Annotated in this window: 29 protein-coding genes; all 29 read right to left on the reverse strand. The window is 53.6% G+C overall.

What is annotated here, in order from left to right; all coding sequences use genetic code 11:
• Positions 1-190 precede the first annotated feature (190 nt).
• Positions 191-757, reverse strand: coding sequence for an adenylate kinase (locus DSD30_RS07930; RefSeq protein ID WP_114009099.1), 567 nt, complete (start codon positions 755-757; stop codon positions 191-193).
• Complete coding sequence (gene secY, locus DSD30_RS07935) at positions 754-2,085, reverse strand: preprotein translocase subunit SecY (protein ID WP_114009100.1); 1,332 nt, start codon at positions 2,083-2,085, stop codon at positions 754-756. The genes DSD30_RS07930 and secY overlap by 4 nt, the downstream gene beginning before the upstream one ends.
• A 151-nt stretch (positions 2,086-2,236) precedes the next feature.
• Positions 2,237-2,707 carry a 50S ribosomal protein L15 gene (gene rplO / locus DSD30_RS07940; protein WP_114009101.1) on the reverse strand — a complete coding sequence of 157 codons (471 nt, stop codon included), beginning with the start codon at positions 2,705-2,707 and terminating at the stop codon, positions 2,237-2,239.
• Positions 2,708-2,723: 16 nt separating this feature from the next.
• Entirely contained in the window at positions 2,724-2,921 is a 198-nt protein-coding gene (rpmD, locus tag DSD30_RS07945; RefSeq protein ID WP_114009102.1) for a 50S ribosomal protein L30, read from the reverse strand.
• Between the two features lie 44 nt (positions 2,922-2,965).
• Complete coding sequence (gene rpsE / locus DSD30_RS07950) at positions 2,966-3,514, reverse strand: 30S ribosomal protein S5 (protein ID WP_114009103.1); 549 nt, start codon at positions 3,512-3,514, stop codon at positions 2,966-2,968.
• Between the two features lie 41 nt (positions 3,515-3,555).
• The gene (gene rplR / locus DSD30_RS07955) at positions 3,556-3,918 is read right to left on the reverse strand and encodes a 50S ribosomal protein L18 (RefSeq protein ID WP_114009104.1); all 363 of its coding nucleotides are present in this window, start codon (positions 3,916-3,918) and stop codon (positions 3,556-3,558) included.
• A 12-nt stretch (positions 3,919-3,930) separates the two neighbouring features.
• Positions 3,931-4,464, reverse strand: a complete 534-nt coding sequence (rplF, locus tag DSD30_RS07960; protein WP_114009105.1) for a 50S ribosomal protein L6 — start codon at positions 4,462-4,464, stop codon at positions 3,931-3,933.
• A gap of 44 nt (positions 4,465-4,508) precedes the next feature.
• Positions 4,509-4,907: a 30S ribosomal protein S8 gene (gene rpsH / locus DSD30_RS07965; protein ID WP_114009106.1), complete on the reverse strand. Its 399-nt coding sequence runs from the start codon at positions 4,905-4,907 to the stop codon at positions 4,509-4,511.
• A 13-nt stretch (positions 4,908-4,920) separates the two neighbouring features.
• On the reverse strand, positions 4,921-5,226 hold the full coding sequence (rpsN, locus tag DSD30_RS07970) for a 30S ribosomal protein S14 (RefSeq protein ID WP_114009107.1): 306 nt from the start codon (positions 5,224-5,226) through the stop codon (positions 4,921-4,923).
• Positions 5,227-5,253: 27 nt separating this feature from the next.
• Positions 5,254-5,811: a 50S ribosomal protein L5 gene (gene rplE, locus DSD30_RS07975; RefSeq protein WP_114009108.1), complete on the reverse strand. Its 558-nt coding sequence runs from the start codon at positions 5,809-5,811 to the stop codon at positions 5,254-5,256.
• Positions 5,804-6,121 carry a 50S ribosomal protein L24 gene (gene rplX, locus DSD30_RS07980; RefSeq protein ID WP_114009109.1) on the reverse strand — a complete coding sequence of 106 codons (318 nt, stop codon included), beginning with the start codon at positions 6,119-6,121 and terminating at the stop codon, positions 5,804-5,806. Before rplX ends, rplE begins: the two co-directional genes overlap by 8 nt.
• The gene (gene rplN, locus DSD30_RS07985; protein WP_114009110.1) at positions 6,121-6,489 is read right to left on the reverse strand and encodes a 50S ribosomal protein L14; all 369 of its coding nucleotides are present in this window, start codon (positions 6,487-6,489) and stop codon (positions 6,121-6,123) included. Before rplN ends, rplX begins: the two co-directional genes overlap by 1 nt.
• A 69-nt stretch (positions 6,490-6,558) precedes the next feature.
• The gene (rpsQ, locus tag DSD30_RS07990) at positions 6,559-6,804 is read right to left on the reverse strand and encodes a 30S ribosomal protein S17 (protein ID WP_114009111.1); all 246 of its coding nucleotides are present in this window, start codon (positions 6,802-6,804) and stop codon (positions 6,559-6,561) included.
• Positions 6,805-6,814: 10 nt separating this feature from the next.
• Positions 6,815-7,015, reverse strand: a complete 201-nt coding sequence (gene rpmC / locus DSD30_RS07995; protein ID WP_114009112.1) for a 50S ribosomal protein L29 — start codon at positions 7,013-7,015, stop codon at positions 6,815-6,817.
• A gap of 20 nt (positions 7,016-7,035) precedes the next feature.
• A complete protein-coding gene (gene rplP / locus DSD30_RS08000) occupies positions 7,036-7,449 on the reverse strand; it encodes a 50S ribosomal protein L16 (protein WP_114009113.1) in 414 nt (137 codons plus the stop codon).
• A 34-nt stretch (positions 7,450-7,483) separates the two neighbouring features.
• Entirely contained in the window at positions 7,484-8,209 is a 726-nt protein-coding gene (rpsC, locus tag DSD30_RS08005) for a 30S ribosomal protein S3 (RefSeq protein WP_114009114.1), read from the reverse strand.
• Positions 8,209-8,589: a 50S ribosomal protein L22 gene (rplV, locus tag DSD30_RS08010; protein ID WP_114009115.1), complete on the reverse strand. Its 381-nt coding sequence runs from the start codon at positions 8,587-8,589 to the stop codon at positions 8,209-8,211. Before rplV ends, rpsC begins: the two co-directional genes overlap by 1 nt.
• Entirely contained in the window at positions 8,589-8,867 is a 279-nt protein-coding gene (rpsS, locus tag DSD30_RS08015; protein ID WP_114009116.1) for a 30S ribosomal protein S19, read from the reverse strand. Before rpsS ends, rplV begins: the two co-directional genes overlap by 1 nt.
• Positions 8,868-8,877: 10 nt before the next feature.
• Positions 8,878-9,711: a 50S ribosomal protein L2 gene (rplB, locus tag DSD30_RS08020; protein WP_114009117.1), complete on the reverse strand. Its 834-nt coding sequence runs from the start codon at positions 9,709-9,711 to the stop codon at positions 8,878-8,880.
• Between the two features lie 24 nt (positions 9,712-9,735).
• Entirely contained in the window at positions 9,736-10,029 is a 294-nt protein-coding gene (locus DSD30_RS08025; RefSeq protein WP_114009118.1) for a 50S ribosomal protein L23, read from the reverse strand.
• A complete protein-coding gene (gene rplD / locus DSD30_RS08030) occupies positions 10,026-10,646 on the reverse strand; it encodes a 50S ribosomal protein L4 (protein WP_114009119.1) in 621 nt (206 codons plus the stop codon). Before rplD ends, DSD30_RS08025 begins: the two co-directional genes overlap by 4 nt.
• Positions 10,646-11,362: a 50S ribosomal protein L3 gene (gene rplC, locus DSD30_RS08035; protein ID WP_114009120.1), complete on the reverse strand. Its 717-nt coding sequence runs from the start codon at positions 11,360-11,362 to the stop codon at positions 10,646-10,648. Before rplC ends, rplD begins: the two co-directional genes overlap by 1 nt.
• A gap of 24 nt (positions 11,363-11,386) precedes the next feature.
• Positions 11,387-11,695: a 30S ribosomal protein S10 gene (gene rpsJ / locus DSD30_RS08040; protein WP_090072145.1), complete on the reverse strand. Its 309-nt coding sequence runs from the start codon at positions 11,693-11,695 to the stop codon at positions 11,387-11,389.
• 59 nt (positions 11,696-11,754) lie between these two features.
• The gene (tuf, locus tag DSD30_RS08045; protein WP_114009121.1) at positions 11,755-12,945 is read right to left on the reverse strand and encodes an elongation factor Tu; all 1,191 of its coding nucleotides are present in this window, start codon (positions 12,943-12,945) and stop codon (positions 11,755-11,757) included.
• A gap of 48 nt (positions 12,946-12,993) precedes the next feature.
• A complete protein-coding gene (gene fusA, locus DSD30_RS08050) occupies positions 12,994-15,069 on the reverse strand; it encodes an elongation factor G (protein WP_114009122.1) in 2,076 nt (691 codons plus the stop codon).
• Between the two features lie 18 nt (positions 15,070-15,087).
• Entirely contained in the window at positions 15,088-15,558 is a 471-nt protein-coding gene (gene rpsG / locus DSD30_RS08055) for a 30S ribosomal protein S7 (protein ID WP_114009123.1), read from the reverse strand.
• Between the two features lie 24 nt (positions 15,559-15,582).
• Complete coding sequence (rpsL, locus tag DSD30_RS08060) at positions 15,583-15,954, reverse strand: 30S ribosomal protein S12 (protein ID WP_114009124.1); 372 nt, start codon at positions 15,952-15,954, stop codon at positions 15,583-15,585.
• A gap of 546 nt (positions 15,955-16,500) precedes the next feature.
• Entirely contained in the window at positions 16,501-20,709 is a 4,209-nt protein-coding gene (gene rpoC, locus DSD30_RS08070) for a DNA-directed RNA polymerase subunit beta' (protein ID WP_114009125.1), read from the reverse strand.
• 90 nt (positions 20,710-20,799) lie between these two features.
• Complete coding sequence (gene rpoB, locus DSD30_RS08075; RefSeq protein ID WP_114009126.1) at positions 20,800-24,942, reverse strand: DNA-directed RNA polymerase subunit beta; 4,143 nt, start codon at positions 24,940-24,942, stop codon at positions 20,800-20,802.
• Positions 24,943-25,001 lie beyond the last annotated feature (59 nt).

A 25,001-nucleotide genomic window follows, 5' to 3' on the forward strand; every position in this document is an offset into this window, starting at 1 on the left:
CACTTAATGGCAAGAAACACTTTTGTTGTTTATTGGCGCCGATGACCCAAGGGTCATACAGAACGCACAAAATGTGCCCGAAAGCTCTGGGCTTCCGAACACAGAGCCGCATTTTATGCGGCTAGCGCCGGTTACTACCGGATTCAGAATGCAAGAGTCAAGCCATCCAGAGCGAAAAACGCGAGAAAACTCAACTCAGCACATCCTTGATCGACTGAGCGACCTGTTCGATGTCCTGCATACCGTCAACCGTCTTCAACTCGCCGGTCTTGGTGTAGAAGTCGATCAGAGGCTCGGTCTGTGCCTTGTATACCGCAAGGCGCTTCTTCAGGGCTTCCGCATTGTCGTCGGCACGAACCTCGGCGCTCTCAGACGCACGTTTTTCGATACGGGACAACAGAATGCCTTCGTCTACGCGGATCTCGACCACTGCGTCGAGTTCCATCTTCTTATTCTTAAGCAACTCGGTGAGTGCTTCTGCCTGAGCAATCGTGCGTGGAAAGCCGTCGAGGATAAAACCGTTGGCGCAATCCGGCTCTTCAACACGATCGGAAATGATGGACACGACGATCTCGTCCGAGACCAGCTCGCCACGATCCATGACTTCCTTGGCAGCCAGGCCGACCGGGGTCTTTGCAGCCACCGCAGCACGTAGCATTTCACCGGTGGAAAGCTGCACAATCTTGTAATCCTGCACAAGGCGCTCGGCCTGTGTGCCCTTACCTGCCCCCGGAGGTCCAAGCAGAATCAGTCTCATCGACGTTTACCCCTCAACTTCGATTTTTTGACCAGCCCTTCATATTGATGGGCCAGCAGATGTCCCTGGATCTGTGACACAGTGTCCATGGTGACACTGACCACAATCAAAAGGGACGTACCGCCGAAGTAGAATGGCACACCCGTAGCCGAGATCAGGAATTCAGGCAGAAGACAGACGAGAACCATGTAGATCGCACCCAGCACAGAAACGCGTGTCAGGATACGGTCGATATATTCTGCAGTTCTCTGACCTGGTCTGATGCCCGGAATAAAGCCGCCATGCTTCTTCAGATTGTCCGCAGTTTCCTGCGGGTTGAACACAATTGCTGTGTAGAAGAAAACGAAGAAGACAATCAAGGCCGCATATAGAATCATATACAGAGGTTGACCATGACCGAGCAAAGCGGTGACTGTGTTCAACCAGTCAGGCCCCTGCCCCGACACGAAGTTGGCAACCGTGATTGGCAGCAACAAAAGTGAGGAGGCAAAGATCGCCGGGATCACACCGGCCGTGTTGAGCTTCAGTGGCAAGTGAGAGGTTTCGCCCTGGAACATCTGGCGACCAACCTGACGCTTTGGATACTGAATGATCAGGCGACGCTGTGCACGCTCCATGAAGACGATGAAGGCAATCACGATAATCGCAACAGCAATCACGCCCAGAATGATAGCAGTGGACAGGGAACCCTGACGACCCAGTTCCAGCGTGTTGGCAACCGCCGAAGGCAGACCAGCCACAATACCGGAGAAAATGATCAGCGAGATACCGTTACCAATGCCGCGCGCCGTGATCTGTTCACCAAGCCACATCATGAACATGGTGCCGCCAACCAGCGTCAGCACAGCGGAGAAACGGAAGAACATACCCGGATCCACCACGATATTGGAGGATCCCTCAAGACCGACCGAAATACCGTATGCCTGCAAGGTCGCAAGAACAACGGTGCCGTAGCGGGTATATTGGTTGATGACCTTGCGGCCACGCTCACCATCCTTCTTCAGCGCTTCCAGTGTCGGAGACACGGTAGTCATCAGCTGAATGATAATGGACGCGGAAATATAGGGCATGATTCCGAGCGCAAAGATCGCCATACGGCCGACCGCGCCGCCAGAAAACATGTTGAACAGGCCGAGAATGCCGTTCTGATTGTTGTTGAAGGCTTGCGCCAAAGCTTCAGGATTGATCCCTGGAAGCGGAATATACGTCCCGAGCCGATAAACCAACAAAGCACCCAGCGTAAACCAGATGCGTTTCTTCAGCTCTTCTGCTTTTGCAAAGGCGCCAAAATTGATGTTGGCGGCGAGTTGTTCTGCTGCCGAAGCCATATTCTACTCCGCTTATAGCGCTGATTCGAATCGTCAGTTGATCCGGTAAATATAGGTGCGCCAAAACAAATGTATAGAGCAAGGTGCAGGAAGTGCCCTGCTCCTTAGCTCTAAACGCAAAAAAAAGGAGGGCTCCTGCGAGCCCTCTCTCTTATTCTTTTTCTTCGCCGAGGATCTTGACGGATCCACCTGCTTTTTCAACAGCGGCGATGGCTGCCTTGGAAGCGCCTTCAATTTCGAAGGCGACCTTGGCGGTCAACTCACCATCGCTGAGCAGGCGAACGCCATCGCGCAAACGACGAACGATGCCAGCTTCTTTCAAGACAGCAACGGTAACGGTCGCAGATGCGTCCAGTTTACCTGCATCGATGGCCTGCTGGATGCGGCCAACGGATACGGTGTTGAAGTCTTTTGCGAAGATGTTGTTAAAACCACGCTTTGGCAGACGGCGATGCAATGGCATCTGACCACCTTCAAAGCCCTTGATAGCAACACCAGAGCGAGATTTCTGACCCTTGACACCACGGCCGCCGGTTTTACCGACACCCGAGCCGATGCCGCGACCAACGCGCTTGCGGTAATGCGTAGCGCCGTCGTTATCGCGAATTTCGTTGAGCTTCATAATACTCTCCCGCCTCTTAGCCTTCATCCACAACGCGGACGAGGTGAGAGACTTTAGCGATCATGCCGCGAACTTCAGGGGTATCCTGAAGGGTACGACGACGATGCATTTTGTTCAGACCAAGACCAACCAGCGTAGCACGCTGATCTTTTGGCCGACGCAAAGGGCTGCCGATCTGTTCAACAGTAACGGTGCCCTGTTCCTTCTTAGCCATGTCCGGCTCCTCTTCTTTGGGACGAAAAACCCTTCCGAGCGCACTTATGCGTCGGAGCGGCCTCCGTCAACAACACGACGACGAGCCTGGAGCGTGGAGACTTTGAGGCCACGACGAGCAGCAACACCACGAGGGCTGTCTTCTGCTTTCAGGGCATCGAAGGTTGCACGTACCATGTTGTAAGGGTTAGAGGTGCCAACAGACTTGGCAACCACGTCCTGCACGCCCAGCGTTTCAAACACTGCACGCATTGGACCACCCGCAATGATACCGGTACCCGGAGGTGCAGCACGCAGCATAACTTTACCAGCGCCATGGCGACCGGCAACGTCGTGATGCAGCGTACGACCCTCACGCAGAGGCACGCGGATCATGTTGCGCTTGGCAGCCTCAGAAGCTTTACGAATGGCTTCTGGCACTTCGCGCGCCTTACCGTGACCAAAGCCTACACGGCCCTTTTGATCACCAATTACGACGAGCGCAGCAAATCCGAAGCGACGGCCACCTTTAACCACTTTGGCAACGCGGTTGATGTGGACGAGTCGGTCGACGAATTCGCTTTCGCGCTCTTCACGATCAATCTTCTTGTTCATGAGTTTTCTTCTCTCGTCGGAGCGATCGGTTGCCCGAACGGTTAGAAATTCAATCCGCCTTCACGCGCAGCATCTGCGAGTGATTTGATACGGCCGTGGTAGATGTAACCACCACGATCAAAGACTACGTCCTTCACGCCAGCGGCTGTTGCGCGTTCCGCAATCAGCTTGCCAACTTCCGAAGCGGCGGCTTTGTCCGCGCCGGTCGCAAGCTTCTCACGCAGATCTTTCTCGATAGAGGAAGCCGATACAACTGTAACGCCTTTCTCATCGTCGATGATCTGTGCATAGATGTGCTTGGAAGACCGGTTAACACTCAAACGCGGACGGCCGTTGGCAGTCTTTTTCAGGGCGCGCCGCACACGTGCACGACGGCGCTCAAACTGAGATTGTGCCTTCGCCATAATAAGTTTCCGTTACTTCTTCTTACCTTCCTTGCGGAAGATAAATTCATCACTATACTTGATACCCTTGCCTTTGTAGGGCTCAGGTGGACGATATTTACGGATCTCTGCAGCAACCTGCCCAACGGACTGTTTGTCGATGCCGTTCACAGTGATCTCGGTTGGCTTTGGACAAGCAACCGTGATCCCTTCGGGAACTTCATACAGAACATCGTGGGAAAGACCGAGAGCCAGCTGAAGGTCGTTGCCCTTCATCTGGGCGCGGTAACCAACGCCGTTGATTTCAAGTTTCTTTTCGAAACCTGCAGAAACACCAGTCAGGATGTTGAGAATCTGGGTGCGGGTCATACCCCACAGCGAGCGCGCAGTTTTTGAATTGCTGCGTGGCTCGACCAGAATACCATCATCCGTCAATTTGGCATCAACGTCATCGCAAAGCACAAAAGACAATTCGCCTTTCGGGCCTTTCGCTTTGACGGTTTTGCCATCGATCGTTGCAGTAACGCCAGCAGGCACTGCAACAGGCTTTTTACCAATACGTGACATAAGACTAACCTGTCCGGATCTAGAGCAACAAAGTCAGTGCCGCATCAGAAGACGCGACACAGAACCTCACCACCCACATTTTGCTCACGAGCGTCATGATCGGCCATCACACCTTTCGGTGTGGACACGATCGACACGCCAAGACCGTTGTGAATGCGTGGAATATTCTTCACGGACGCATACACGCGACGGCCAGGCTTGGACACGCGTTGGATTTCACGGATCACCGGTTCGCCATCGAAATATTTCAATTCGATTTCGAGCTCGGACTTACCGCCTTCAAATTCGACGGTGGTGTAGCCGCGGATGTACCCTTCTGAAGCCAAAACGTCAAGTACGCGCTGACGCAATTTGGATGCAGGAGTGGAAACTTTGGTTTTGCTACGCATCTGCGCATTGCGGATGCGGGTCAGCATATCCCCCAAGGGATCGGTCATTGCCATATTACCGCGCTCCTTACCAGCTCGACTTCACCAGGCCAGGGATTTGACCCTCATTGCCCAATTGACGAAGCGAAATACGGGACATCTTCAACTTGCGATAGTAGCCGCGTGGACGGCCAGTTACATCACAACGGTTGCGGATGCGGATGGATGCGGAGTTGCGCGGAAGCTCGGCGAGCTTCAGGCGAGCTTTGAACCGCTCTTCAAGAGACAGAGACTCGTCCTTGGCCATAGCTTTCAAAGAAGCACGCTTTGCAGCATACTTATCAGCCAGGCGGGCGCGAGCTTTGTTCTTTTCGACAGCGCTCTTTTTAGCCATTACTTTATCCTCGTACTTTCCGCAGACTTATCGACTGAACGGGAAGTTGAATTCGGTCAGAAGTGCACGAGCTTCCTCATCGTTGTTTGTCGTAGTGCAAACGATGATGTCCATGCCCCAAATCTGGTCAACTTTGTCGTATTCGATTTCTGGGAATACGATATGCTCTTTCAGGCCCATGGCATAGTTGCCGTTGCCGTCAAAGCTTTTACCGTTGAGACCACGGAAGTCACGTACGCGAGGCAGTGCAATCGTGATCAAACGATCCAGAAATTCATACATGCGGTCGCCGCGCAGAGTAACCTTCACACCGATCGGCATGCCTTCACGAAGTTTGAAGGTCGCGATCGATTTACGTGCTTTGGTTACAACCGGCTTCTGACCGGCAATGGCTTCCAGGTCAGCCAAGGCAGACTTGACTTTTTTGGAATCGCCAACCGCTTCACCAACACCAATGTTGAGCACGACTTTTTCAAGTTTCGGCATCTTCATAGGATTGCTGAACTCGAATTTTTCCTGCATCTTGGCGCGGATAACGTCTTCATATTGCGTCTTCAGACGCGGAGTGTAAGCAGCCTCAGCCATCAATCACATCTCCTGAACGTTTGGCCACGCGCACCTTGGTGCCGTCTTCTTTGACAGTGAAACCAACGCGGGTTGGCTTGCCGTCTTTCGGGTCCGCCATTGCCAGGTTGGACAGGTGGATGGAGGCTTCTTTATTGACGATGCCGCCTTCCTGACCCTGCGCCTGACGTTGATGACGCTTGACCATGTTGATACCGCGCACGATAGCCCGCTCTTCAGCTGGCATCACCTGCACAATTTCACCGCTCTTGCCCTTGTCTTTACCGGCAAGAACAATGACGCGATCACCCTTTTTGAGTTTCGCAGCCATTACAGCACCTCCGGAGCAAGGGAAATGATCTTCATATGGTTATGAGCGCGGAGCTCACGAGGAACCGGGCCGAAGATACGGGTACCGATTGGTTCCTTGTTGTTGTTCACCAGAACAGCTGCACTACGGTCAAAACGGATGACGCTGCCGTCCGGACGACGAATAGCTTTTGCGGTACGAACCACAACTGCCTTCATCACATCGCCCTTCTTAACGCGTCCACGCGGAATTGCTTCCTTGACAGAGACGACGATGAGGTCGCCGATGCCAGCATATTTCCGTTTGGAGCCGCCGAGCACTTTGATGCACATGACACGACGTGCGCCGGAGTTATCCGCGACGTCAAGGTTTGTTTGCATCTGAATCATGACTGGCCGCCTTTTTTATTGTCCCGATACGCGAAGCGCGACGGGTATACGTCCAATAATCGAAGTGAGTTATGCGGAAGGAAGATCCTTACCGACCACGACCCAACGTTTAGATTTCGAAATAGGTGCAGATTCCTGAATGAAGATCTGGTCACCTACTTTGAAGGCATTCCCTTCGTCGTGAGCCTGGTACCGTTTGGAACGACGCACAGTCTTCTTGAGAAGCGGATGCGTAAAACGGCGCTCGACTTTGACAACGACGGTCTTGTCTTGCTTGTCGCTAACGACGAGGCCCTGCAGAATTCTCTTTGGCATCCCGTCTCTCCTATTCTGCTGACGATGCACGCTTATCGCGGGCAACGGTCATCAGGCGTGCAATGTCACGGCGAACCTGCCGAACACGCACAGTGTTTTCCAACTGACCGGTGGCCTGCTGAAAGCGCAGATTGAGCTGCTCTTTCTTCAGTTTTTCCAACTCGTCAGTGATTTGGTCCGACGTCATCGCGCGGACATCTGATGCTTTCATGGGTCTATCCCTTCACACCGTTAGTCGGCGATGCGCTGTACGAAGCGTGTCTTGATAGGCAACTTCGCAGCAGCAAGCCGCATGGCTTCCCGGGCGATATCTGCCGGTACACCATCAATTTCAAACATGATCCGACCCGGAGCTACACGAGCAGCCCAGTATTCAGGAGAACCTTTACCTTTACCCATACGGACTTCGGTAGGTTTCTTGGACACTGGCAGGTCCGGGAACACACGGATCCAAACACGACCGGCACGCTTCATGTGACGGGTCATAGCACGACGCGCAGCCTCGATCTGGCGAGCGGTGATACGCGCAGGCTCCTGAGCCTTCAGACCGTAGGCGCCAAAGTTGAGCTCATAGCCCCCTTTGGCATTGCCATGAATACGGCCCTTGTGCTGCTTGCGGTATTTAGTGCGCTTTGGTTGCAGCATTGTTCTTCTCTCTTAACTCAGCTTGTGACCAACATTAAGCAGCAGGCTTGTTGCTACGACGACGCTGACCACCATCTCTGTTGCCACCGTCAGAACCTTCGGATGCGCGACGCTCAGAGGCCATTGGATCATGTTCCATGATCTCGCCTTTGTAGATCCACACCTTGATACCGGAGATGCCATAAGCGGTCAAAGCTTCAGCAGTGCCATAATCAATATCGGCGCGCAGGGTATGAAGCGGAACACGACCTTCACGATACCATTCGGTACGCGCGATTTCGGCACCACCCAGACGGCCTGCACAGTTGATACGAATGCCTTCTGCACCCATCCGCATTGCGGACTGAACCGAACGCTTCATTGCACGGCGGAAAGCCACACGACGTTCGAGCTGCTGCGCGATGGACTGAGCAACCAGGTTTGCATCACATTCCGGCTTACGAACTTCAACAATGTTGATATGTACGTCGGAATTGGTCAGCTTGCCAACCTGTTTGCGAAGTTTCTCGATGTCGGCGCCTTTTTTGCCGATCACGATGCCCGGACGTGCAGAGTGAATGGTCACCCGGCATTTCTTGTGCGGACGTTCGATCACGATCTTAGAGACGGCGGCCTGCTTCAGTTCTTTCTCGAGCATGCTCCGGATGGCGTAATCTTCATGCAGAAGAGCGCCATACTCGTTCTTGTTGGCGTACCAACGAGAATCCCAGGTGCGGTTGATGCCCAGACGAAGACCGATTGGATTTACCTTGTGACCCATCAGGCTGCCTCCTCAACTTCACGAACAACGATCGTCAGGTTGGAGAACGGCTTGAGGATCTTGCCAACACGACCACGAGCACGTGGCTGCCAGCGTTTCATCACAAGTGCCTTACCAACATAAGCTTCTGCTACGATCAGGCTGTCAACATCCAGTTCATGGTTGTTTTCAGCGTTGGCGATCGCAGATTCCAAACACTTTTTAACATCACGTGCAATGCGCTTGGAGGAAAAGGTCAGGTCAGCCAGAGCGGCATCAACCTTTTTCCCGCGGATCATTGCTGCGACAAGGTTCAGCTTCTGCGGAGACGTGCGAAGCATGCGGGAAACCGCCTTTGCCTCGTTGTCTTTCAGGACGCGTGCGCGTTTTGCCTTACCCATTATTTCCTCTTCGACTTTTTGTCGGCCCCGTGACCGTAGTAGTTACGGGTCGGAGAAAATTCGCCAAACTTGTGACCGACCATCTCTTCAGAGACGGAAACCGGTACATGTTTCTGACCGTTATACACACCAAAGGTGAGACCGACGAAGTGCGGAAGGATCGTGGAGCGTCGGCTCCACGTCTTGATCACTTCGTTACGACCAGAGGAGCGAACCTTGTCTGCCTTCTTCAGGAGGTATCCGTCGACAAACGGACCTTTCCAAACAGAACGTGCCATCGGTTAACCCTTATTTCTTGCGCTGATGCCGACTACGAACAATAAACTTGTCGGTCGACTTATTGGAGCGAGTACGCTTGCCCTTGGTTGGCTTACCCCATGGAGACACAGGATGGCGACCACCAGAGGTCCGGCCTTCACCACCACCATGAGGGTGATCAACCGGGTTCATAACGACACCGCGCACTTCTGGACGTTTACCGAGCCAACGGTTACGACCAGCTTTACCATGATTGATGTTCGAATGTTCCGGGTTGGAAACAGCGCCAACGGTAGCCATACAGGTACCGAGAACCAGACGGGTTTCACCGGAGTTCAAACGAATGATCGCATAACCGGCATCACGACCGACAAGCTGGGCATAACCACCAGCGGAGCGAGCGATCTGACCGCCTTTGCCTGGCTTCATCTCCACATTGTGGATGATGGTACCGACAGGCATGTTGGCCAGAGGCATAGCGTTGCCAGGCTTGATATCGGCTTTCTGAGAAGCAATCACCTTGTCGCCAGCGCGCAGGCGCTGAGGAGCCAGGATGTATGCCTGCTCGCCATCTTCATAGGTGATGAGAGCAATGAAAGCCGTACGGTTTGGATCATATTCCAGACGCTCCACCGTCCCCTGAACGTCAAACTTCTGACGCTTGAAGTCGATGATGCGGTAGCTGCGTTTATGACCGCCACCACGACGACGTGCCGTGACGCGACCATAGTTGTTACGACCGCCAGACTTGGTCAAACCCTCGGTGAGTGTCTTGACCGGCTTGCCTTTCCAAAGATCGGAGCGGTCTACAATCACCAACTGACGCTGGCCCGGGCTAGTCGGTTTAAAGGTCTTGAGTGCCATGACTTAAAGCCTATCCACGCGTTCTTAAAGACCAGTCGTGACGTCGATGGACTGGCCCTCTTCGAGGGTGACAATCGCTTTTTTCACGTCGACCTGCTTACCGATGATGCCTTTGAAGCGCTTCACTTTGCCCTTGCGGACCAGAGTGTTCACACTTTTGACCTTCACGGAAAACAGAGCCTCAACTGCGGCCTTGATTTCTGGTTTAGTCGCATCCTTGGACACGTTGAACACAACCTTGTCTTCTTCAGACTGAATGGTTGCCTTCTCGGTGATCACCGGGCTGCGGATGATATCGTAATGACGAAGGTTGGTCATTTGAACCGTGCCTCCAGAGCATCGACTGCGGCCTTGCTCAGCACCAGCGTGTCGCGACGCAGAACATCAAGAACATTGATACCCTGAACCGGCAGCACATCGATACCGATGATGTTGCGGGCAGCTTTTGCGAAATTGTCATCCACTTCCTGACCGGAAATGAACAGAGCATTTTCGATGCCCAGACCGGAGATCTGTTTCTTCACAGCTGCCGTCTTTGGCGCCTCGGCCTTCATGTCATCGAGAATGATAATGCTATCATTCTTAACTTTGGAAGACAGAGCATGCTTCAGAGCCAGCGCACGAATTTTCTTTGGCAGCTCGATCGCATGAGAGCGAACAACCGGACCAAATGCACGACCACCACCACGGAACTGCGGCACTTTCTTGTTGCCGTGACGAGCGCCACCGGAACCCTTCTGACGAAGGTATTTCTTGGTGGTGCCAGTGATTTCAGCACGGGTCTTGGTCTTGTGAGTACCGGCCATTTTCTTCATCTGCTGGTAACGAACCATGCGGGCAAGAATGTCCGCACGTGGTTCGAGACCGAACACATCTTCAGAAACAGCAACAGAACCGGCATCACCGCCATCAAGGGTTTTGACTTGCAATTCCATTATTCAGCACCCTCCGTAGCAGCTTCTTGAGCAGGAGCTTCAGCGGCACGAATGGCACCAGGAAGCGGAGCCTCGGCCGGACGGGCTTTCTTGACAGCATCCTTGATCAGGATCCAACCGCCTTTGGAACCAGGCACAGCACCCTGCACCAGAACCAGACCACGATCGGCGTCAGTTTTGACGACTTTCAAGTTCTGCGTCGTCACACGGGTTGCACCCATGTGGCCAGCCATTTTCTTGCCCTTGAAGACCTTGCCGGGATCCTGACACTGACCAGTCGAACCGTGAGCACGGTGCGAGATGGAGTTACCGTGGGTTGCGCGTCCACCACCGAAGTTGTGGCGCTTCATGGAGCCGGCAAAGCCTTTACCAATCGAAGTCCCGATAACATCCACATGCTGACCAGCAACATAGTGATCCGCGGTCAATTCAGCACCGACATCGATAAGATTGTCTTCGCTGACACGGAATTCTGCAACTTTACGCTTCGGCTCTACCTTGGCAACGGCGAAGTGGCCGCGCAAAGGCTGCGAAACATTTTTCACTTTGGCTTTACCTGCACCCAACTGAAGTGCGGTATAACCGTTTTTCTCAACAGTACGCTGGGCTACAACCTGGCAGTTCTCTACTTTGAGAACAGTTACCGGAACGTGTTCACCGCTCTCGGTATAAATGCGGGTCATTCCCAACTTCTGTGCGATCACACCAGAACGCATGGCTACTCTTGCCTCTCGCTCACGTTAGAGCTTAATTTCAACGTCCACACCGGCCGCAAGATCAAGCTTCATGAGGGCATCAACCGTCTGTGGGGTCGGGTCAATGATGTCGAGGAGACGCTTGTGCGTACGGATCTCGAACTGCTCACGGCTTTTCTTGTTAACATGCGGCGAACGGTTGACAGTGAACTTCTCGATGTGGGTCGGAAGCGGAACCGGACCACGTACATTAGCGCCTGTGCGCTTAGCGGTGGATACGATTTCTTTTGCCGACGTATCGAGAATGCGATGGTCGAATGCCTTTAGGCGAATTCGAATATTCTGACCGTTCATATTTTCAACCTCAAAAGACTGGGGTGCGAAAAGGGTATTCCGCACCCCTGCCCTAATGATTACTCGACGATAGAGCCGACGATGCCGGCGCCTACGGTACGACCACCTTCGCGGATAGCGAAGCGCAGTTTTTCTTCCATGGCGATTGGCACGATCAGCTCGACATTCATCTCGACGTTATCGCCAGGCATAACCATCTCGGTACCTTCGTTCAGGGTAACAACACCCGTCACGTCAGTGGTACGGAAATAGAACTGAGGACGATAGTTGGTGAAGAATGGGGTATGACGACCGCCTTCTTCTTTCGTCAGGATGTAGGCTTCTGCCTTGAACTTGGTATGCGGGTTCACAGAACCCGGCTTGCAGAGAACCTGACCACGCTCAACTTCTTCACGCTTGGTACCGCGCAGAAGAACACCAACGTTGTCGCCTGCTTCACCGCTATCAAGCAGCTTGCGGAACATTTCAACACCGGTACAGGTGGTTTTCTGGGTGTCCTTGATGCCGACGATTTCAATCTCGTCACCAACATGAACTTTACCACGCTCAACACGACCGGTCACAACCGTACCACGGCCAGAGATCGAGAACACGTCCTCGATTGGCAGCAGGAACGGAAGGTCAACTGGACGATCCGGCGTTGGAATATAGTCATCAACCGCAGCCATCAGTTCCTTGATGGAATCACGGCCAATCGCTGCATCACGGTTTTCAACCGCTGCAAGAGCAGAGCCTTTAACGATAGGAATATCGTCGCCTGGGAACTCGTAGGAGTCCAGCAGCTCGCGCACTTCCATTTCAACCAACTCAAGCAGCTCTTCGTCGTCAACCTGGTCAACTTTGTTCAGGTAAACAACCAGAGCAGGCACGCCAACCTGACGGGCAAGCAGGATGTGCTCACGGGTCTGTGGCATCGGGCCATCGGCTGCGGAGCAAACCAGAATAGCGCCGTCCATCTGAGCCGCACCGGTGATCATGTTTTTCACATAGTCAGCGTGGCCTGGGCAGTCAACGTGGGCATAGTGACGGTTCTCGGTCTCATACTCAACGTGAGCAGTCGAGATCGTGATACCACGTGCACGCTCTTCTGGCGCACCGTCAATCTCGTCATAAGCCTTGGCAGTTGCACCACCAACTTCCGCAAGGGTCATGGTGATTGCTGCAGTCAGGGTGGTTTTACCATGGTCAACGTGACCAATCGTGCCGATGTTTACATGCGGCTTATTACGTTCAAACTTTTCCTTAGCCATAGGAAAGTCTCCATTCTCAAAATTACAAAAAGTGCGACGATGTGAGGTTTAGGCGTATTTCGCCTGAACCTCGTCTGCAACTGCCTGCGGCACTTGTGAGTAGTGATCGAACACCATCGAATACTGCGCGCGACCCTGTGACATGGAACGAAGATTGTTCACATAGCCAAACATGTTCGCCAGCGGCACCATGGCGCTGATAACGGTAACAACACCGCGTGCTTCAGTTCCGGAGATCTGACCACGACGGGAGTTAATGTCGCCGATGATGTCGCCCATATAGTCTTCAGGGGTTACAACTTCGACTTTCATCATTGGTTCGAGCAGTTTCGGACCTGCCTTCTGGCAACCTTCACGGAAACCGGCACGAGCAGCAATCTCAAAGGCCAAAACGCTGGAGTCAACGTCGTGGTAGGCACCGTCGATCAGCTCGACCTTGATGTCTACCATTGGGAAGCCAGCAATCGGACCTGCGGTCATGACAGACTGGATACCCTTTTCAACGCCAGGGATGTATTCTTTCGGAATAGCACCACCAACGATCGAAGACTTGAACTCGAAACCGGCACCAGGCTCGTTTGGACCGATGACCATCTTCACGCGACCGAACTGACCGGTACCACCGGACTGTTTCTTATGCGTGTAGTCGACGGTTTCTTCACGGCCGATGGTTTCACGGTAAGCAACCTGAGGTGCACCGATATTCGCCTCAACCTTGAATTCGCGCTTCATGCGGTCAACGAGAATGTCCAGATGAAGTTCACCCATGCCAGCCATGATGGTCTGACCGGATTCTTCATCGGTTTTCACGCGGAAGGACGGATCCTCAGCAGCCAGACGATTGAGCGCGAGGCCCATTTTCTCCTGGTCAGCCTTGGTTTTCGGCTCAACAGCGATCTCGATAACCGGATCAGGGAATTCCATACGCTCGAGAATAACAGGACGCAGCGGATCACACAGGGTGTCACCGGTGGTGGTGTCCTTCAGACCAGCAATAGCAACAATGTCGCCAGCGCAAGCCTGCTTGATGTCTTCACGAGAGTTGGAATGCATCTGAAGCATACGACCAACGCGCTCGCGCTTCTCTTTCACGGTGTTCAATACAGAAGACCCTGCATCGAGCGTACCGGAATAGATGCGGCAGAAGGTCAGAGAGCCAACAAACGGGTCGTTCATGATCTTGAACGCCAGCATGGAGAATGGCTCGTCATCAGAAGCAGCACGGGTGGTCTCTTCTTCGGTTTTAACATCGATGCCTTTAATGGCAGCAATTTCGACCGGGCTAGGAAGATAGTCCACAACAGCGTCAAGCAGAGGCTGAACGCCTTTGTTCTTGAACGCGGTACCGCAAAGGATCGGCACGAAGTCGTTGGCAATGGTACCCTGACGGATCAGAGACATCAGCTTCTCGACAGATGGCTCTTCACCTTCGAGGTAAGCTTCCATAGCTTCCTCATCGGCTTCAACAACCGTCTCAACGAGCAACTCACGATATTCCGCAGCCTGATCTTCGAGTTCGGCAGGAATGTCACCGATTTCGAATTTAGCGCCGAGGGATTCTTCCAGCCAGATGATGGATTTCATCTGCACCAGATCAATCACACCGGTGAATTCGCTTTCAGCGCCGATTGGCAGCTGCAGGCACAGAGGAACCGCACCAAGGCGCTCCTTGATCATTTCAACGCAGCGGAAGAAGTCGGCACCAAGCTTATCCATCTTGTTGACGAAGATCATCCGGGGAACGTTGTATTTGTCAGCCTGACGCCAAACGGTTTCCGTCTGAGGCTCAACACCAGCGTTGGCATCGAGTGCACAGACAGCACCATCGAGCACACGCAGAGAACGCTCAACTTCAATGGTGAAGTCAACGTGGCCCGGAGTATCGATGATGTTCAGGCGTTTTTCCCGCCAGAAACAGGTGGTAGCAGCGGAGGTAATCGTGATGCCACGTTCCTGCTCCTGCTCCATCCAGTCCATGGTGGCTGCACCATCATGAACTTCGCCAATCTTGTGGCTTTTACCAGTGTAGTAGAGGATACGCTCAGTAGTCGTCGTCTTACCAGCATCAATGTGTGCCATGATGCCGAAGTTACGATAATCCTCAATCTTGTGGCTGCGTGCCATGACTTCGCCCCTAAAGGTTTACCAGCGATAATGCGAGAAGGCACGGTTGGCTTCCGCCATACGGTGCGTATCTTCGCGTTTCTTGACTGCAGAGCCGCGGTTGTTGAATGCATCCAGAAGCTCGCCGGACAGACGATCAATCATGGTGCGTTCGTTACGATTGCGGGCCGCTGCAATGATCCAACGGATAGCCAGGGCCTGCTTGCGCTCTGTACGAACATCAACAGGAACCTGATAAGTCGCACCACCAACACGGCGGGAGCGAACTTCTACGGCAGGCATCACATTTTCCAGAGCAGTGTGGAACACTTCAACTGGGTTCTGCTTCAGCTTGCCTTCAACAGCATCGAGTGCACCGTAAACAATCCGTTCGGAAACAGATTTCTTACCGTCCAGCATGATGCTGTTCATGAATTTGGAAATCACGATATCACCGAACTTAGGATCCGGGTTGATAACGCGTTTTTCTGCACTATGGCGACGTGACATGTGACCAAAACTCCAATAAGCGGCTTATTTAGGCCGCTTCGCGCCATATTTGGAACGACGCTGCTTGCGGTCTTTAACTCCCTGGGTATCGAGCACACCGCGAAGGATGTGATAACGAACACCAGGCAAGTCTTTCACGCGACCGCCGCGGATCATCACAACGGAGTGTTCCTGAAGGTTATGACCCTCACCGGGGATATAACCAATCACTTCGAAACCGTTGGTCAGGCGAACCTTGGCAACCTTACGCAGAGCCGAGTTAGGCTTCTTAGGCGTAGTGGTATAGACGCGCGTACAAACACCCCGCTTCTGGGGGCAGGCCTCCATGGCCGGAACTTTATTGCGCTTTACCGGCATTTTGCGCGGCTTGCGAATAAGCTGGTTAATGGTTGGCATTTAAGTGTGCCTTTCAGATCTCTCTGAACTTGAACATTCCCCAACGAAAAAATCGCCGGAAACAGTTCTCATTACCAAAATGCACCGTCCGCACGCACAAAAGCGCACCATCGCGCGACTCTTGCCGCGAACGGCGCTGTGAAAACCAGAGGATTACGGCATGAGCCGCAATCATGAGCCAGTCAATCTCAGCTTCATTAAGACGAACAGCGTTTAGGCGGTCGTTCATCGAAAACGTGGCGTCTTCGAAAGTGAGCACTTACGGCCTGTTCGAGAAGTGGCGCGAAACTACTCTGTAGATTTCATTCCGTCAACCCCCCTCGCAAAGATTCCCGGACTTCTGCGAACGGCATGTTAACGACCCCATTTCCTGCGAAAATTGCACGATATTCAGCACAATATATCACACTTAGTACTAAGGCACGGAAATGACTCGATTCTTCCCCAACCACCCAATGATAAGCCTGAGGAATCGCCAGTCAAAAGGCCAAAAGAAAAGGCCGCTCCAATTGAAGCGGCCTTTTAAAGATTCGAGTGAATCGCTGCTTATTCAGCAGGCTCCACTGGATCACTTGCACTGGTGGTCAGCTGCGGGGTCGACGTCAAAGACTGTGCCCGTTGTTTTTCTTCAAGGATCAGATCATCGCGATGGGTCGCAACCCGACGCAGACCCGACATCACACGACCGGTACCGGCCGGGATCAAGCGACCAACGATCACATTCTCTTTCAGGCCTTCGAGCGTATCGATCTTGCCCTGAACAGACGCTTCGGTCAGAACGCGCGTGGTTTCCTGGAACGAAGCTGCCGAAATGAAGGAACGGGTCTGCAGCGAGGCTTTGGTAATACCCAGCAGGACAGGCTTGCCCTTGGCTGGTTCCTTGCCTTCTGCGAGGAGACGTTCATTCTCTTCCGCAAATTCAAGACGATCAACCTGCTCATTATGCAGGAAGTAGCTATCGCCCTGATCTTCGATTTCAACCTTCTGCAACATCTGACGCACAATCACTTCGATATGCTTGTCGTTGATGCCCACACCCTGAAGACGATAGACGTCCTGGATCTCGTTGACGAGATAGTCAGCCAGAGCAGCTACGCCCTTCACTGCCAGAATGTCATGCGGTGCCGGGTTGCCGTCGAGGATATATTCACCCTTTTCGATCTGGTCACCATCCTGAAGATGGAACGGACGACCTTTCGGGATCAGATACTCAATCGGCTCGGCGCCTTCTGCGTGTGGCTCCAGAATGATGCGACGCTTGTTCTTGTAGTCGCGACCAAAGCGGATGGTGCCATCGGTATCGGCGATGACCGCATGATCCTTCGGACGACGGGCTTCAAACAGTTCGGCAACACGAGGCAGACCACCGGTAATGTCTTTCGTTTTGGCGCTTTCCATAGGAACACGCGCCAGAACGTCACCGGCAGAAATCTTGTTGCCCGGCTGCACCGACAAAATGGCATCGACCTGCAACAGATAACGCGCATCACCACCACGTGGCAGGGTACGCATCGCCCCGTTGGAGTCACGCACAGTGATGGCTGGTTTCATCTCCGCAGACCGCGGATTCGAACGCCAGTCGATCACGACACGCTTGGTGATACCGGTCGACTCATCGGTTGCTTCGCTGACCGAAAGGCCTTCTGCAACATCCTCAAAGTCGACAACACCGTCAACCTCACTGAGAACCGGACGGGTATATGGATCCCATTCGGCCAGACGCTGACCCGGCTTGACCTTATCACCATCATCCACATGCAGATGCGAACCATAGGCTAGTTTGTTGACCGAGCGTTCGTTGCCTTCCTCATCAATGATGACAATGGCGACGGTACGACCAAGTGCAACAAGCTTACCATCGGAATCGCGGGCCACGTTGCGGTTACGGATCTGAATCGTGCCTTCGAAGTTGGACTCGATGAAGGAACTGTCAACCACCTGTGCCGTACCACCGATATGGAAGGTACGCATGGTCAACTGGGTTCCGGGCTCCCCGATCGACTGAGCGGCAATAACACCAACCGCTTCACCGATATTGACTTCGGTGCCGCGTGCAAGGTCACGCCCGTAACAAGCCGCACAAACACCGTTGCGCGAGTTACAGGTCAGAACCGAGCGAACCTTGATGGACTGCAGACCACAGGTCTCGATTTCGTCCAGATGCTCTTCTGAAATGATCTCGTTTTTAGGAACGATCACTTCACCAGTCTTGGGATTGACAACATCAGCAGCAGCGGTACGGCCACGGGTACGAACACCCAGTGACGCAACGATCTGGCCAGCATCGACAATCGCCTGCACATCGAGACCTTCCTCGGACCCACAATCACGCTCGGTGATGATGGAATCCTGAGCAACGTCCACCAGACGACGGGTCAGGTAACCGGAGTTTGCCGTTTTCAGAGCCGTATCGGCCAGACCCTTACGGGCACCGTGGGTGGAGTTAAAGTACTCCATCACGGTCAGGCCTTCTTTAAAGTTCGAAATGATCGGCGTTTCGATGATCTCACCCGACGGCTTGGCCATCAGACCACGCATACCGGCAAGCTGTTTCATCTGGGCTGGCGAACCACGGGCACCGGAGTGGGCCATCATGTAAACAGAGTTCATCTGTTTCTGGCGTCCGGTTTCCTCGTCAAATTCAACCGCCTTAATGCGCTTCATCATTTCATCAGCAACACGGTCGGTACATTTCGCCCAGGCATCAACAACCTTGTTGTATTTCTCGCCCTGCGTGATCAGACCATCGTTATATTGCTGCTCAAATTCCTTTGCCATGGTCGAAGTCGACTCAATCAGCCCCGCCTTGGTGTCAGGAATAACCATGTCATCCATGCCGAACGAAATACCGGCGCGGAACGCACGATTGAAGCCCAGCCCCATGATCTTGTCACAGAAGATGACCGTTTCCTTCTGACCGCAATGGCGGTAGACGGTATAGATCATCTTGGAGATGTCCTTCTTGGTCATCAGCTTGTTGCAGACGTCGTAGGACACATTGTGGTTGCGTGGCAGCAATTCACCGATCAGCATGCGGCCCGGGGTGGTCTCGTGGATTTCCGAGACAGGATTGCCCTGCTCGTCAACCGTTTTGAACCGGCCCTTGACTTTGGCATGCAGCGTAACAGCTTTGGTTTCCAGCGCGTGATGCAACTCGCCGATATCGGAGAACAACATCCCCTCACCCGGCTCATTGTCATTCATGATCGAGAGATAATACAGACCAAGCACGATATCCTGCGAAGGCACGATGATCGGGTCACCGTTGGCCGGATGCAGAATGTTGTTGGTCGACATCATCAGAACGCGCGCTTCAAGCTGTGCTTCAAGGGACAGAGGCACGTGAACGGCCATCTGGTCACCGTCAAAGTCGGCGTTGAACGCGGAACAGACCAGCGGATGCAGCTGAATCGCCTTGCCTTCAATCAGGGTCGGCTCGAAAGCCTGAATGCCAAGACGGTGAAGGGTCGGTGCGCGGTTCAGCATCACCGGATGTTCGCGAATAACCTCATCAAGGATATCCCACACTTCCGGCTTGCCCTTCTCGACGAGCTTCTTGGCCTGCTTGACCGTGGTCGAGTAGCCCTTGGCGTCAAGACGCGAATAGATGAATGGCTTGAACAGCTCCAGTGCCATTTTCTTCGGCAGACCGCACTGGTGCAGCTTCAGTTCAGGACCAACAACGATAACCGAACGACCGGAATAGTCGACGCGTTTACCCAGCAGGTTCTGACGGAAACGACCATGCTTACCCTTGAGCATGTCGGACAGCGATTTGAGCGGACGCTTGTTGGCACCGGTGATCACACGACCGCGACGACCGTTATCGAACAGCGCATCAACGGATTCCTGCAGCATGCGCTTTTCGTTCCGGATGATGATATCCGGCGCACGCAACTCCATCAGACGCTTCAGACGGTTGTTACGGTTGATCACACGACGATAAAGATCGTTCAAATCAGACGTCGCAAAGCGACCACCATCCAGCGGCACCAGCGGACGCAGGTCCGGTGGAATCACGGGAACGATCGTCATGATCATCCATTCCGGACGGTTGCCGGATTCGATGAAGGCTTCAACGATCTTCAGACGCTTGGCCAGCTTGATTGGCTTCAGTGTCGAGGTGCTTTCAGCGATTTCCTGACGCAGCTTTTCAGACAATTGCTCAAGATCGAGCGACGCCAAAATCTCACGGATCGCTTCCGCCCCGATCATCGCCGTGAAAGTATCTTCGCCATACTCGTCCTGAGCAATGACATGTTCTTCCTCGGTCAGCAGCTGATATTCCTTCAGCGGTGTCAGACCCGGCTCAACGACGATGTAATTCTCAAAATAGAGAACGCGCTCAAGATCCTTCAGCGTCATATCCAGCAGCTGGCCAATGCGCGATGGCAGAGACTTCAGGAACCAGATATGCGCAACGGGAGCAGCGAGTTCGATATGACCCATCCGCTCACGGCGCACGCGCGAAAGGGTTACTTCCACACCGCACTTCTCGCAGATGATGCCTTTGTATTTCATGCGCTTATATTTGCCGCACAAGCACTCATAGTCCTTGATTGGGCCAAAGATGCGCGCGCAGAACAGACCATCGCGTTCAGGCTTGAACGTACGATAGTTGATCGTTTCAGGCTTCTTGATCTCGCCAAATGACCAACTGAGAATTTTCTCAGGGCTCGCGATGGACACGCGGATCTGGTCAAAGGTCTGGGCCTGAGCCTGCGGACTGAAAAGATTCATGACCTCTTGGTTCATGGTGTCTCCTCTTTACGGGTTGACGGACCGCGGTTTTCCTCCGCGATCCGTTCCGAAAATGATGCCTCGGTTTGTGGGTTCGGGCGCTGCTTATTCAGCAGCGTCCGCAGGCGGCGTATCGTTCGGTTCCAGATCGAGCAGGCGCTGGCTGTCTTCCAACTCCATATTCAGACCAAGGGACCGGATCTCCTTGACAAGGACGTTGAAGCTTTCCGGAATACCGGCTTCGAAGGTATCATCCCCCCGAACGATTGCTTCATAGACCTTGGTACGGCCAGCCACGTCATCCGACTTGACGGTGAGCATTTCCTGCAAGGTGTAGGCGGCGCCATACGCTTCCAGCGCCCAGACCTCCATCTCACCGAAACGCTGACCACCAAACTGGGCCTTACCACCAAGCGGCTGCTGGGTAACGAGGCTGTATGGGCCAATCGAACGACCGTGGATCTTGTCATCGACCAGATGGTGCAGCTTCAGCATGTAGATGTAGCCAACCGTCACGGGACGGTCGAACTGATCACCGGTACGGCCATCAAACAGGGTCGACTGCCCTGAACTGTGAAGCCCGGCTTTCTCAAGCATCTCCACAACATCAGGCTCATGGGCACCATCGAAGACCGGAGTCGCGATGGATACGCCTTTACGCAGCTGCTCAGCCATCCGCGCAACGCTGTCGTCGTCATGCTCCTTGACATCAAGATTCTTGCCATTGTCATGGTAGACGCTGTCAAGCTCCAAACGCAAAGGCTCAATATTGCCCGATTTGCGATACTCATCGTACATCTTGCCGATCTTGCGACCCATACCGGCACAGGCCCAACCCAGATGGGTTTCAAGGATCTGTCCGACATTCATGCGTGACGGAACGCCCAGAGGGTTCAGCACGATGTCAACATGGGTACCATCTTCCAGATATGGCATATCTTCGATAGGCACGATGCGGGAAACCACACCCTTGTTGCCGTGACGACCGGCCATTTTGTCACCTGGCTGGATCTTACGCTTGATCGCGATAAAGACCTTGGCCATTTTCATGACGCCCGGTGGCAGCTCGTCCCCGCGCTGCAGCTTCTCGACCTTGTCGATGAAACGCTGCTCGAGGCGCTTGCGGCTGTCGTCATACTGGTTGCGAAGTGCTTCCACTTCACCCATCAGCTTTTCGTCTTCGGAGGCAAACAGCCACCACTGGCTACGAGGATACTCAGCCATTTCCGCATGGGTAATGGTGGTGTCCTTCTTGAAGCCTTTCGGACCGGTAGAGCCGACGTGACCATTGAGCATGTCAGCCAGACGGCCATAGACGTTGCGATCCAGGATCGCTTGCTCATCGTCACGGTCTTTTGCAAGACGTTCGATCTCTTCACGCTCGATGGACATCGCGCGCTCGTCCTTGTCGATGCCGTGCCGGTTAAAGACGCGAACCTCAACAACGGTACCGAACGTGCCCGGAGGCATGCGCAAGGAGGTATCACGCACGTCGGAAGCCTTCTCACCGAAGATGGCACGCAGAAGCTTTTCTTCCGGCGTCATCGGGCTTTCACCCTTCGGCGTGATCTTGCCGACGAGAATGTCGCCCGGCTTCACTTCCGCACCAATATAGGTGATGCCTGCCTCGTCGAGATTTTTCAGCGATTCTTCCGATACGTTCGGAATATCACGGGTGATCTCTTCAGGGCCAAGCTTGGTATCGCGGGCCATCACTTCAAATTCTTCGATGTGAACCGAAGTGAAGACGTCTTCTTTCACGATACGCTCGGAGAGCAGGATCGAATCCTCGAAGTTGTAACCATTCCATGGCATGAAGGCCACAAGCACGTTGCGACCCAGTGCCAGATCGCCTAGATCGGTCGATGGACCGTCCGCGATGATCTCGCCCTTCTGAACGAAGTCACCAACGGAGACCAGCGGACGCTGGTTGATGCAGGTGGACTGGTTCGAACGCTGGAACTTGGCCAGACGATAGATGTCAACGCCAGACTTGCTCGGATCGAGCTCTTCGGTTGCCCGGATAACGATACGGGTCGCATCGACCTGATCGACAATACCGGTCCGAGTGGCTGCAATCGCGGCACCAGAATCGCGCGCCACAATCGGCTCCATGCCCGTCCCCACGAATGGGGCTTCGGCACGAACCAGAGGCACAGCCTGACGCTGCATGTTCGATCCCATCAGTGCGCGGTTGGCGTCATCGTTCTCGAGGAACGGAATGAGCGCGGCTGCGACCGATACGAGCTGTTTTGGCGACACGTCCATAAAGTCAACGCGCTCAACCGGCACCATCATCACATCGCCAGCGTGACGGCAGATGACGGTTTCGTCAACAAAGCCACCTTCAGCGGTCAGTTCGATGTTGGCCTGTGCCACATAGTGCTTGGCTTCTTCCATGGCGGAGAGGTAAACCACTTCGCCAGTCACGCGACCATCCTTGACCTTACGGTAAGGAGACTCGATGAAGCCATATTTGTTGACACGGGCAAAGGTCGCCAGCGAGTTGATCAGACCAATGTTCGGACCTTCCGGCGTTTCAATCGGGCAGATACGACCATAGTGCGTTGGATGCACGTCGCGAACCTCAAAGCCCGCACGCTCACGGGTCAAACCACCTGGGCCCAACGCGGAGAGACGACGCTTGTGAGTGATCTCGGACAGCGGGTTGTTCTGGTCCATGAACTGCGACAGCTGCGAAGAGCCGAAGAATTCACGCACAGCAGCAGCAGCCGGCTTGGCGTTGATCAGATCCTGAGGCATCACGGTATCGATCTCGATCGAGGACATACGTTCCTTGATCGCACGCTCCATGCGGAGCAGACCGATACGATATTGGTTTTCCATCAATTCGCCAACGGAACGAACACGACGGTTCCCAAGGTTATCGATGTCGTCAATCTCGCCCTTGCCATCACGCAGATCAAGCAAAGTACGAATGACTTCGACAATGTCTTCCTTACGCAGAATACGAACGGTGTCTTCGACATCCAGATCCATGCGCATATTCATCTTCACGCGACCAACCGCGGACAGATCATAGCGCTCTGCATCAAAGAACAGCGACTGGAACATGGCTTCCGCGGTTTCGATGGTAGGCGGTTCACCCGGACGCATCACGCGGTAGATGTCAAACAGAGCCGATTCACGATCGGAGTTCTTGTCAACCGACAGAGTGTTGCGGATGTATGCACCAACGGTGACGTGGTCGATATTCAGAACAGACACGTCCTCGAAACCGGATTCTTTCAGAGTTGCGAGGATTTTCTCGTCAATCTCGTCACCCGCTTCGGCGAAGATCTCACCAGTGGTGTAGGACACAGCATCTTCAGACAGGTACTTGCCATACAGGTCTTCGTCCTCGACCTTGAGGAACTTCAGGCCACCATCAACCAGTTTGCGGATTTGACGGGCGGTCAGCTTTTTGCCGCCTTCAAAGACCACTTCACCGGTTTCCGCATCCACCATATCGCGTTCTGGCTTGGTGCCTTTGACTTCATCGCCCTTGAAGGCGACGCGCCAGGCATTGTCACTACGCTGATAGTTGACGGCGTTATAATAGGTGTCGAGAATTTCCTCGGTGTCGAGACCAAGAGCATAAAGCAGGCTGGATACCGGGATCTTGCGCCGACGGTCGATACGGGCATAGACGATATCCTTGGCATCAAACTCGATGTCGAGCCAGGAACCACGATAAGGAATGATGCGCGCAGCGAACAGAAGCTTGCCCGAAGAATGGCTTTTGCCTTTGTCATGATCGAAAAAGACGCCCGGGGAACGGTGCATCTGAGACACAATCACGCGCTCGGTGCCATTGACAATGAAGGTACCCTTGTCCGTCATGAGCGGCATGTCGCCCATATAGACATCTTGTTCTTTGATGTCTTTAACAGACTTGGCACCGGTATCCTCATCCACTTCGAAGACAATCAGACGCAGGGTCAGCTTCAGTGGGGCCGAATAGGTCATACCGCGCAGGCGGCATTCCTCGGTGTCATATTTGGGAGCCTCAAATTCGTAGCGCACGAACTCAAGCTGAGCCGTTCCCGAGAAGTCCGTAATCGGGAAAACAGACGAAAAGACCGCCTGAAGACCCTCATCGAAGCGTCCGGAGGCGGGTTCATCTACTTGCAGGAATTGGTCATATGAAGCCTTCTGTACTTCGATAAGATTTGGCATTTCTGCCACTTCTTTAATATGACCAAAGTATTTTCTTAGCTTTTTGCGACCAGAAAACGTCTGAGCCATCGTCGCTCCTCGTATCGCTCTGTGGGCGGTTGGCCAAAAAGCCCGTCACAGGATTGTGC

It is taken from the genome of Cohaesibacter intestini (assembly GCF_003324485.1).
Taxonomy (GTDB): domain Bacteria; phylum Pseudomonadota; class Alphaproteobacteria; order Rhizobiales; family Cohaesibacteraceae; genus Cohaesibacter; species Cohaesibacter intestini.